Below are 10,431 nucleotides of genomic sequence, written 5' to 3' on the forward strand. Positions count from 1 at the left end.
TCATGATACCGCTTGGCAATTGAGAGGGATAGGCGGTCTGTTATTAGGTGCTTACGCTCCAAGCATGTACAAGTTAGGCAATGCGTGCACAAAAAAATCGCCTAGTTTCCTAGACGATTTTGAACGCAATTTAGGCTAAAGCCTTTTTAGCTGTTTCTGCTAAAGCAGTGAAGCCAGCAGGATCAGCAATGGCGATGTCAGCTAACATCTTACGGTTCATGTCGACAGATGCCAACTTCAAACCGTGCATCAGCTTGCTGTAAGAAAGACCGTTCATACGCGCAGCGGCGTTGATACGGGCGATCCACAAACGACGGAAATCACGCTTCTTAGCGCGACGATCGCGGAAAGCATAGCGATAAGAAACCATCAATTGGGCGTTTGCAGACTTGAATAAACGATGCTTAGAACCGCGGTAGCCTTTAGTGAGCTTTAAGACCTTTTTGCGGCGAGCGCGAGTAACAGTTCCACCTTTAACACGTGGCATTAGAATTCCTCCCTAATTTCAACTCACACAAAATTGTGTGAAGTGTAAATCGATAACATGAGCGCGAGATCCGTGCTCGATCAATGAGCTTCCTGAAAAGGAAACTACTTCATTTGGCTGAGCATCTGGCGGATCCGCTTCATATCTGAATGGGATACTAAGCCGGACTTGCGCAGTTGACGGCGTTGCTTCTTGGTCTTACCGTGGAAACGGTGAGACGTGTAGGCGTGGCCCCGCTTCAAAGCACCGCTAGCGGTTTTCTTGAAGCGCTTAGCTGAAGCGCGATGGGTCTTGAATTTTGGCATGACGATTTCCTCCTAAATAACGTTTCTGACTAATTATTTTTGTCAGCTTTTGGTGCGAGCATCAAGAACATGCTCCGCCCGTCCATTTTTGGACGAGACTCAACAACGGCGAGTTCCTTAGTGGCCTCTGCCATTTGTTCTAGAACTTTTTGACCCAAGTCCTTATGGGTAATCGCCCGGCCGCGGAAACGAACGGAAACTTTGACCTTGTCCCCTTTTTCAAGGAACTTGGTGGCGTTCTTCAAACGAGTGTTGAAGTCGGCCTCACCGATCGTTGGGCTCAAGCGAATTTCCTTGATGCTGATGGTTTTTTGTTTCTTGCGGGCTTCGCGTTGCTTCTTTTGTAATTCGAAGCGGAACTTCCCGAAGTCCATGATGCGCGCAACGGGTGGCTTTGCATTCGGTGATACAAGAACCAGATCCAAGTTAGCAGCTTCTGCTAACGCTAAGGCATCGCGGGTTGCCTTCACGCCGAGTTGTTCGCCAGATTCTGAAATCAAACGAACTTCACGTGAACGGATCCCCGAGTTGACCATCATATCTCGTGCTATGGCAATTCACCTCCAAAATTTTTGGAAAAACCAAGCAAAAAGACGACACGAGCTTCTCTACATAGAAACTCCCGCCGTCATGGTTACCGTACATTTTTGCCTAGCGGTCACAATGACTTGGGCGAGAAGCGGGCGCTTCTGCTTGTTTTCTCAACGTTTAATATCATACCTGAATTATTAACTGGCGTCAAGAAAAAAGATTGACGCGTATGTGTCAAGTTTTTCTCGGTTCCAGTTAATTGAGTTTGTAATGATGGGTTCTAGCCGACCGGATTAAGGTTATTCAACGAGTGCGCCATCCGACCAAACGACGTGCCACTCAGTCCTTGCGCGTCAATCACACCATGCCGTGCACCGATGTGTTCCACGTGTTCACCATCCGCTCGAGCGAAGCCTCCAAATAACGTCTTCAAACTGAAGTCCTTAGGGATCTGAACGCTCTCTGGATCAACGCTTGGCAGCGGCGTATCGAAGACAGTGGTCTGGCTTAATGATTCGGCAAGCTCGTGATTTTGAACGGCATCGATGATTTCAAGCATTGCGTTTAACCCAGGCACGCTCCAACTACGACCTTGCTTCTTCAAACGATACGTATAGGCACGATGATTGCTCTCACAGCTTCCCAAGCCTGTGTGGTGCCAATCTACGCTTGTCAAAGGCGCAATACTGGTCCAATTTCGGTCAAGGTAGTTGCGCAAGCTCTCGACGTTCTCAACGTCGTCTTGGTCATATTCCTCACTGCCTGTCACGATCGCTTCGGCGGTATCCATCACCGTGTTCATTCGTTTGTGATCACCGGTAAAAATCGCTTTGCGGAGACGTTGTTTGAGTTCAACTGGCATCATGTTGAAGCGTTCTTTGAGCTTGTTGTTCAAATGGTAAACGTCCAAGATGTGCGTATGTTGCTTACGAGTCTTGGCAAATACCTGAAAGACGTTCGGCTCATAGCCACTACCGTTATCACTGCCTGTGATGATCTCGGTGGTTTTGTTGTCGTAGTGCGCATCTAAATAAGCTGACATCTGATCAAAGACGCGCTCACGGTCTAGGCCGCTGAACACCTTACGGTTGATTAACTGATGTCGCTTACCATTGTTTTCGACGCCTTCGCTGACCTGTAGGCGATGCACATAGGTTCGCCGGCCACCTTTGAGCTTGATCTGGAAGGCGTCGCCTTCAATGAACAAGCGCGATACAACGCGTTTGGGTTCATTGCTCGTCGCTGCTGCGGTCGCTTTGGCCGCCTCAACTTCCTTCAAATCGGCGCCGACTTGTTGATAGATTTTGTCGACGGTCTGAAAGCTGATTGAGCCTGGGGTGAAGGCATCCACCGCCATTGAGACTGTGCGCAACACTGTATGCGAAGCGAGGTTAGCGACCTGTGCCATCATCATCGGTGAATAACGTCGTCCTCGGGCCAAGCCTAACTTCGTGTCCAGGGGATAACTTTGTTTCCCATCTTTACTTCGAATCAGCCGTCGGCGAAATTGCAATGTGCCAAATAGACATTGGACTGTTCGCTTATCCCGTCTGAGGATCTCCCAATCCTTTCCCAGACACAGTTGATCATCAAGTTCTTCAAATGCCTCGGCAACTTGAGTACAAACGAGCTCCGCCAGTACGGGAATAAACTTGGCTTCAAACTGAATAAACGATTCTGTTTCCTTCAAAATATCACGAGTTACTGCTACAATAGATTCCATGGAAGACCGCTTCTCTCTACTTGTTGTGTGGTAACTCAATTAGAGGACTAGCGGTCTTCTTTTGTCAATTTTGTCTTGTGGACAATTTATTCTTTTGACTTTGACCTCCCGAGGAAAACTTTACACTAAGGATTGACGCCTGTCGGTTATTTTTCAGAATCATCATCATCGTCGTGCATCTGCGACATTTTGACTTGGAAATCTTTGCGCTTTTTGATGAAGCTGGACAACCAAGTGATCCCAGCGATGCCGACACTGCCGAAGACGGCGACGCCAACTGGGGTGAATTCGATCATCGCAAACCACCATTGGGACACAAAGTACACGCCGACTAACGCGATCAACAACACCACGCCGATCAACGCATACATGCCGCGACCGTTGTTTTGGATCAGTTTAGCAAACCGCTGATCGCGATCCCCTGGCAATGCCGCCATGATGATCATGGCCAAGATCATGACTGCCCCGCCGAGTAAGCGGGCGATGAGAAATAACACCAGCCATGAGCCCCATAATTGTATGATCAAGTGATCGACCTTCTTTCTAACATGTTGTAGCTTAACATAGTTGACGCGTTTCTTCTATTGTAATGACGATTTTCCTCGAGACGCAAAAAACCACCCAGCATGTCGATACTGGATGGCTTTCATAGGATACGACTGAAATTAGTCGCCTAAAACTTTTTTGGCTTCGCTAGGCTTGCGGGAACCATCGCGAGAATAGTTCTTAACTTCTGCTTCCACAGAGTCGATGAACATGTTGGCTGGTTCTTCTTCAGAATCAGCTTCACCATAGCGACGAACAGAAACAGTTGCGGAAGCTAATTCCTTGTCGCCGACAACGATGGTGTAAGGCACTTTGCGAGTTTGGGCTTCGCGGATCTTGTAGCCCATCTTTTCGTTGCGGTCATCGATTTCAACACGTAAGCCGGCGTGCAACATCTTCTTCTTCAAGTCTTCAACGTATTCTTGATGCGCGTCAGCCACTGGGATCAAAATGGCTTGCGTTGGGGCTAACCAAGTTGGGAAGGCACCTTTGTAGATTTCAGTCAAGTAAGCGATGAAGCGTTCCATAGTACCGACAACACCACGGTGGATCATGACTGGACGATGTTCTTGACCATCTTTGCCGACATAAGTCAAACCAAAGCGTTCTGGTAACATGAAGTCTAATTGGATGGTGGACATGGTTTCGTCGTTACCAAGTGCGGTCTTAGTTTGGATATCAAGCTTTGGACCGTAGAAGGCAGCTTCGCCTTCTGCTTCGTAGTAGTCCAAACCAAGATCATCCATGGCGCCTTTTAACATGGTTTGAGAACGGGTCCACATTTCTTCATCATCGAAGTACTTTTCGGTGTTCTTAGGATCGCGGTAGGACAAGCGGAAAGTGTAATCGTTGATGTTGAAGTCTTCGTAAACGTCCATGATCAAACGCAAGATCTTTTTGAATTCTTCTTGGATCTGGTCTAAGGCAACGAAAGTGTGGCCATCGTTCAAGGTCATTTCACGGACACGTTGCAAACCAGATAAGGCACCAGACTTTTCATAACGGTGCATCATGCCAAGTTCAGCGATGCGCAGTGGCAATTCACGGTAAGAACGGATGTGATGCTTGTAAACTTGGATATGGGATGGGCAGTTCATTGGGCGTAATTCAAGCATTTCGCCATCGCCCATGTCCATTGGTGGGAACATGTCTTCGCGGTAGTGATCCCAGTGGCCGGAAGTCTTGTAAAGATCCAAGTTAGCCAAAATTGGGGTGTAAACATGTTGATAGCCATCAGCCAATTCCTTGTCGATGATGTAGCGTTCGATCACACGACGGATCGTGGCACCATTTGGCATCCAGTATGGCAAGCCAGCACCAGCTTTAGGATCAACGAAGAACAAGTCCAAATCACGGCCGATGTTACGGTGGTCACGTTCTTTGGCTTCAGCACGACGCTTAGCATCTTCTTCAAGATCAGCAGCCTTGTAGTAAGCTGTGCCGTAGATCCGTTGGAGCATTGGGTTTGAGGACTTACCTTCCCAATAAGCACCAGCGACACTCAACAAGTCAAAATGCTTCAAGTCTTTCAAAGATGGCAACAACGCAGCTTCTTCAAAGTCGAAGAAATCGCCGAGTTGGAACCCTTTCACGTCGCCGTCTAAGGCTTCAACCAGTTGCTTTTTGAAAGGTTCGTTGGCAAAGTAGGCCAAAGCTTCGTCATGGCTCAAAGTCTTAGAAGCGATTGGGGCATTGGCTTTCACGATTTCAGCCATTTTAGCTTTAATGGCTGGCAATTGGTCAACGGTCAATTGGCCATTATCTTTGTCAGTGTCGTAGAAGAAACCATCTTCTTGGGATTCGCCTTGGCCCAAGCGCACTTCTGGGAACAAGTCTTTTATGGCAGCGGCTAAAACGAAAGTAGCGGTTTGGCGCAAAACTTCCAAACCGTCTTCAGAATCTTTGGTGACGATTTCGAGTTCTGCATCTCCGTTTAATTGGGTGTCTAAGTTAACGAGTTTGCCGTTGAGTTTCCCAGCGACGGCTTTTTTGCCGAGGCTGATGGCGATGGACTTGGCAAAATCTAAAACGCTGATGCCGGCTTCGGCTTCGCGGACAGATTTGTCTGGTAAGGTAATTGCAATTGACATATGGTTTTCCCCTTTGAATTATTCAGAAGTACAAAAAAGTCCCGGACATCATCACTGACATCCGGGACGATTACACTAATCGCGGTTCCACCCGACTTGAAAGCACGAAAAATGCTTTCCTCTTTGTGCGATAACCCAGCACGGGTCGAATGAACTACGAGAAGCGGTGCGGATCAGGTCGTGTGGCGTTTTCAGATGGGCGCCAGCTCTCTGTTTATGATCCTTGTAACTCCTGTCTTCGATACTTAGATTAAAACACACGGTTTCTTGTGTGACAAGCCCTAATTTGAAAAAAGTTTTGAAAACTTGTTGGGCCTAGCCGATGAAACCGCGTTGCCGCAACAGATCGGCACTGGTTTGATCCGTTGGCCGATAGCTTTGTTTCAACAAGTCATTGATGTAGATCTTGTTGTAAATGATCGCAAAAATAATCGACACGATCGATACCGAAATGCCCCAAGTGAACGTCCCAGTGATGATTTGGATCAAAGCGATGATCAAGCCCCACTTCCAATCCCCACGGAACAATGCCGGGAAGAATCCGAAGAAAAAGGTCGTCCAAGACCAGCCGATTTTGACATCTTTGACTTGATTGGTTGAATCATTGGTTAAACTTGCATGCATAATATAACTCCTCCAAGAGTGATTGAATTGTGATCAGTTGCCGTTGCGACGATCGACGCCACCGACAGAAATTTCCGTCGCCAAAAATTGAATCCGCGCCATAATGCGAGACGCTTTCATCGCTTCATTGTCGCCGCGATCCGCGCCGGCTAAGAAGCGATTGAGCTCCGCCATGGTTTTATTGCTTGAGAAAAGTGTCGGCATTTCTTCTTGCATCCGATATTGCAAAATGATCCCCAACACCTCATCGCGAAACCACGGACTTAAGGCTTCCGCGCCGATATCATCCAACATCAACACTGGCGCGACTTTGATCGCATTGATCTTGGCGAGCACCGAGTTGGACTGGATCGCATTTTTCATTTCGACGGCATAAGTTGGCACATGCAACAACGTCGAGCCCACGCCTTGTTCCGCGAGCTCATTGGCGATCGCCCCGAGCAAATAAGTCTTCCCAACCCCAAATGGCCCAGTCAAATACAACCCTTTATGAAAGTCTTTGGGTTGATCAGCCACCGCCACGGTAAACTGCACAGCCGCTTGCAAGGCATCCGCCCGGTCTTTGTCATCATACATCGCCAAGTTAGCATGTTGGATGGCTTTGGGCATATTGATCGCGTTGATCAACCGCTTTTGATCGGCAAGTTTATCTTCCGCTTGTTTTTCAGCAGTGGGTTCATAAGCTAAATCGATTTGGCCGTTTGATACCACCAGTTCTGGTTGATAACCAGGCGCAAAGCTTTGGATCCCTTTCAAGCGCTTATCGCGTTCGTTGACAAACTCATAGATTTTAGCTGCGCCTCGACGGGTCGCATCCTCTGCCAACTCACCTTTATGCGCCCGCAAAAAAGCTTGAACCTCAGGATCTGCCGCGGCCTTATTGATGGCATCGTGAAAGGCGCCAGTTAGGTGGCGTTGATCCATTAATTTTTGTAATTCGGCATGCATATCTTTCATCAGGACTCAGATCCTTTCTTGCGCATGGCTTTGAGGCGATCCAATCCCGCTTGGATCGATTGTTTACTTTGCACGGAAACGGGTTTAGACACCGGTTGATAATCTGGCTTCATCCAATCCGGCGTTTCTTCTTGGCGATTCGGTCGTTTACTGTTGCGTGAATTCTTGACCGGTTGTTGTGCTTCTTTGCGAATTTGAAGAATTGCGGATTCTGGCGTGGTGACGTTAGCTGTAATCCACCGTTGCACAAAACCGTTGAGCAACGCTTGGCTCAAGGAATCGTAACTGCGCAGCACATAATCGATCAAAATATTGACCGTCGCGTCTGGGAACACTTGTCGCGTGACCAAATCACGCAAGGCATACGTTTCATTGCTTGCGGCATACGCGCGGGAGTTTTTTGCTTTTTTGGTATTTTCCAAAAACGTCCGTGGGGCTTGCGTGTTTGCCCGTTTTAACAAATCAGCTTCTTGCGGCGTCAAATCATTAATGGTCGACGATGCAACAGGCGCCGCATTGACCTTGGTTTTTTGATCAGAAAAGGCGGGTTTATCTTGCTTGCGATAACTCTGTTCAATAAATTGCCGCAATTGGCGCATGTTGAGTTTACCGGTGATCACGTCGACCGCTTTTTGAATTTGGCGGGCAAACTCAGGCACTTCTAAGCCGTAAAACCGGGCGATTTCGTATAAAGCGGCACGGTTTTTGTCAATTTCCCCAGGTTGGATATTGGTCCGAGCCAAAGTCGCTGCCAACAGTTCCCAATCATACCCACCATCATCAGCCAACGTTACTTCAGGCTGTGGCTTCAAGGCCAAATTCTGTTGCGCTTGGGTCGCTGCTTGCGGGGTTTCTAACACATTGGTCAAATGGTACACATCTAAGAAATTGGCTGAGACATCTTGCCAATCATCGCGGCGCACGGGATGCAAAGCAAATTCTTGCGCAAGTTCCGTGTAGCGCGCATCCCCGACGCGATCATACAGCAACATCCCCAACAAATCGTCATTGAAAAACGCTTGCGGCGTCACTGGTGCATACAACTCGTAAGCATAGTAGCGGCTGATGGCATCCGTAGTGGTATAGGTTTTCATCAACCCCACTGCTTCCAAATGTACCCGCGCATCATACAAGGCATCGACCCCGATATTTAACAAATCTAGTAATCGCGTTTGAGAACGCCGATCAGACACCAAAGGCAGTGGCTTTGCTTCTTGCCACAAGCTCAAATACAGCGCCATGGCGACTGGGCCAACTAACGGTTGGTACAAGCTGACGGCGACGTGTTGGTCGACGTTGCTAAAATAAGTGGCTTGCGCAACGAGATAGTCGTCTTGCGCCATGAAATTTTGTGGACGCTCCAAATTCGCGCCTCCTTTCAGCACTCAGCAAAATGCGCCCGCCTCATCGACCCTGAGATCAGGATCTGCAAGGCGAGCGCATGTCGCAAAGATTTACTTTTCTTCGTCTGAAGATTTTTCTTTGTTCATCATGTCTTGAAGTTCTTGCATGAACACCGACATGTCTTTGAACTGGCGATACACGCTGGCAAAACGAATATAAGCCACATCGTCAACGTCTGAGAGCTTGCTCATGACGTATTCCCCGATGGCTTGGCTTGAAACTTCATTTTCCCCGATGGCGCGCAGCTTGTTTTCGACTGATTCGACGATGCCTTGCATTTGCTCCATGGACACTGGGCGTTTTTCAGCGGCTCGGATCAACCCTTTGAGGATCTTCTCGCGGTTGAATTCTTCGCGGGTGCCGTTCTTTTTAATGACTAACAATGGCGTTTGTTCGACGCGCTCAAATGTGGTGAAGCGAAAACCGCAATTTTCGCATTCACGCCGCCGTCGAATCGCTTTGCCGCCATCGGTTGGCCGCGAGTCGACGACGCGACTACTGTTATGATGACAATGTGGGCACTGCAAGCAACACACCTTCTTATCCGTTTTCAGTTATTATAACACAGGCATACCGGGAGTTTCACTAAGGCTGCAAACTAAACCGCACTTAGCCTGGAGTCCAAGCGTGATGACGAGTAAATCCCGAACTTAGGATTTGCAAGGCACAGCGTTTGGACGCGTAGGCGTTGGTTTAGGTTGCGCGACTAGGCGATGAGTGAAACCGCCCTACTTCCCAGTCAAATGCTTGATCAACTGTTTCACTTGGACTTCACGCATTTGCTGTCCCAGTGAATTATCGATGACAAAATCCGCTTTGGCCACTTTTTCAGGTAGCGGCATTTGCGAATCGATGCGCGCGTGCGCTTCATCGACCGTTAACCCGTCGCGCGCCACCAAGCGTTCCAACTGGAGTTTGGGGGTGATATTCACTACCGCGACGCCATCAAAATAGTCCTCCCACTGGGTTTCATACATCAATGGAATATCGCCGACCACTATATCGGCGCCACTGGCCACGGCCTCGTCTAACGCTTTCGTCAACGCCACGCGAATATAAGGATGCTCAATGGCATTCAAATCCGCCAACGCTTGGGGATGACCGAAAACCTTCGCACCGAGCGCTTTGCGGTTCAGCGTGCCATCTGCTTGAATCAATTCCCGCCCAAAACGCATCGCAATTTTTTTCAACGCTAACGAATTGGGTTCAACGATTTGTCTAGCGATCACATCCGCATCGATCACCGGATAGCCTGCTTGTTCAAAAAGTTCTGCGACCGTGCTTTTGCCACTGGCGATCCCACCAGTTAACCCTAACTTATAAGTCAATGCATCACACGCTTTCTCAACGGCTGGCACTGCGGGCAGTAATGCGTCCCGCGTTGGCCAACTTTGGTTTTAACGATTTCAGTCCCACATCTTGGACATGGTGTCCCTTGTTTGCCATAAACTTGCAGTTTGTCCTGAAAGCCACCAGTACGCCCATCCGCAGAAACAAAAGTATGTACCGTGGTACCGCCGAGTTTGATCGACTCGCCAAGCACCGCGATGATTTGATCATGCAAAGCATCCGCTTCTGAGCGCTTCAAGGTGCAAGCCGGCTGCATCGGGTTGATTTTTGCCCGCCAAAGCGTTTCATCCGCATAGATGTTGCCGACGCCTGCCACCACATTTTGATCTAAGATGACGGATTTGATCGGCTTCTTGTGTTTCGCAAATTGCAAGAACAAGTTAGCCACCCCATGGCACGACACCGTGAGATGAA

General features: G+C 48.6%; 12 protein-coding genes. All 12 read right to left on the reverse strand.

Annotation, left to right across the window (positions count from 1 at the left end; all coding sequences use genetic code 11):
• Positions 1 to 130: 130 nt before the first annotated feature.
• A complete protein-coding gene (rplT, locus tag FD01_RS10220; RefSeq protein WP_054718567.1) occupies positions 131 to 487 on the reverse strand; it encodes a 50S ribosomal protein L20 in 357 nt (118 codons plus the stop codon).
• A gap of 104 nt (positions 488 to 591) precedes the next feature.
• Positions 592 to 792: a 50S ribosomal protein L35 gene (rpmI, locus tag FD01_RS10225; RefSeq protein ID WP_054718570.1), complete on the reverse strand. Its 201-nt coding sequence runs from the start codon at positions 790 to 792 to the stop codon at positions 592 to 594.
• A gap of 29 nt (positions 793 to 821) precedes the next feature.
• Positions 822 to 1,349, reverse strand: a complete 528-nt coding sequence (gene infC, locus FD01_RS10230) for a translation initiation factor IF-3 (protein ID WP_082611841.1) — start codon at positions 1,347 to 1,349, stop codon at positions 822 to 824.
• A gap of 254 nt (positions 1,350 to 1,603) precedes the next feature.
• The gene (locus tag FD01_RS10235; protein WP_082611843.1) at positions 1,604 to 3,046 is read right to left on the reverse strand and encodes an ISLre2 family transposase; all 1,443 of its coding nucleotides are present in this window, start codon (positions 3,044 to 3,046) and stop codon (positions 1,604 to 1,606) included.
• 146 nt (positions 3,047 to 3,192) lie between these two features.
• The gene (locus tag FD01_RS10240; RefSeq protein WP_056964103.1) at positions 3,193 to 3,573 is read right to left on the reverse strand and encodes a hypothetical protein; all 381 of its coding nucleotides are present in this window, start codon (positions 3,571 to 3,573) and stop codon (positions 3,193 to 3,195) included.
• A gap of 138 nt (positions 3,574 to 3,711) precedes the next feature.
• Positions 3,712 to 5,682 (reverse strand): threonine--tRNA ligase, encoded by a 1,971-nt coding sequence (gene thrS, locus FD01_RS10245; RefSeq protein ID WP_056964105.1) that lies wholly within the window; start codon positions 5,680 to 5,682, stop codon positions 3,712 to 3,714.
• Positions 5,683 to 5,997: 315 nt separating this feature from the next.
• Entirely contained in the window at positions 5,998 to 6,306 is a 309-nt protein-coding gene (locus tag FD01_RS10250) for a hypothetical protein (RefSeq protein WP_054718578.1), read from the reverse strand.
• 33 nt (positions 6,307 to 6,339) lie between these two features.
• Positions 6,340 to 7,263, reverse strand: a complete 924-nt coding sequence (dnaI, locus tag FD01_RS10255) for a primosomal protein DnaI (protein ID WP_056964107.1) — start codon at positions 7,261 to 7,263, stop codon at positions 6,340 to 6,342.
• Positions 7,263 to 8,627, reverse strand: coding sequence for a replication initiation and membrane attachment family protein (locus FD01_RS10260; RefSeq protein WP_056964109.1), 1,365 nt, complete (start codon positions 8,625 to 8,627; stop codon positions 7,263 to 7,265). The genes dnaI and FD01_RS10260 overlap by 1 nt, the downstream gene beginning before the upstream one ends.
• 90 nt (positions 8,628 to 8,717) lie before the next feature.
• Positions 8,718 to 9,194, reverse strand: coding sequence for a transcriptional regulator NrdR (nrdR, locus tag FD01_RS10265; RefSeq protein WP_054718587.1), 477 nt, complete (start codon positions 9,192 to 9,194; stop codon positions 8,718 to 8,720).
• A gap of 201 nt (positions 9,195 to 9,395) precedes the next feature.
• Positions 9,396 to 9,995, reverse strand: a complete 600-nt coding sequence (gene coaE / locus FD01_RS10270; RefSeq protein WP_056964111.1) for a dephospho-CoA kinase — start codon at positions 9,993 to 9,995, stop codon at positions 9,396 to 9,398.
• Positions 9,992 to 10,431, reverse strand: a 440-nt coding sequence (locus FD01_RS10275) for a zinc finger domain-containing protein (RefSeq protein WP_275452964.1), incomplete at its 5' end; no start/stop codon positions are given. The genes coaE and FD01_RS10275, both read right to left, overlap by 4 nt.

The sequence above is a fragment of the Lacticaseibacillus manihotivorans DSM 13343 = JCM 12514 genome, from assembly GCF_001435035.1.
GTDB lineage: Bacteria > Bacillota > Bacilli > Lactobacillales > Lactobacillaceae > Lacticaseibacillus > Lacticaseibacillus manihotivorans.

Excerpts from the sequence above, each read along its gene's own strand:
- rplT (WP_054718567.1), bottom strand. The coding sequence starts at position 487 with ATGCCACGTGTTAAAGGTGGAACTGTTACTCGCGCTCGCCGCAAAAAG.
- rpmI (WP_054718570.1), bottom strand. The coding sequence starts at position 792 with ATGCCAAAATTCAAGACCCATCGCGCTTCAGCTAAGCGCTTCAAGAAA.
- FD01_RS10235 (WP_082611843.1), bottom strand. The coding sequence starts at position 3,046 with ATGGAATCTATTGTAGCAGTAACTCGTGATATTTTGAAGGAAACAGAA.
- thrS (WP_056964105.1), bottom strand. The coding sequence starts at position 5,682 with ATGTCAATTGCAATTACCTTACCAGACAAATCTGTCCGCGAAGCCGAA.
- FD01_RS10250 (WP_054718578.1), bottom strand. The coding sequence starts at position 6,306 with ATGCATGCAAGTTTAACCAATGATTCAACCAATCAAGTCAAAGATGTC.
- dnaI (WP_056964107.1), bottom strand. The coding sequence starts at position 7,263 with ATGAAAGATATGCATGCCGAATTACAAAAATTAATGGATCAACGCCAC.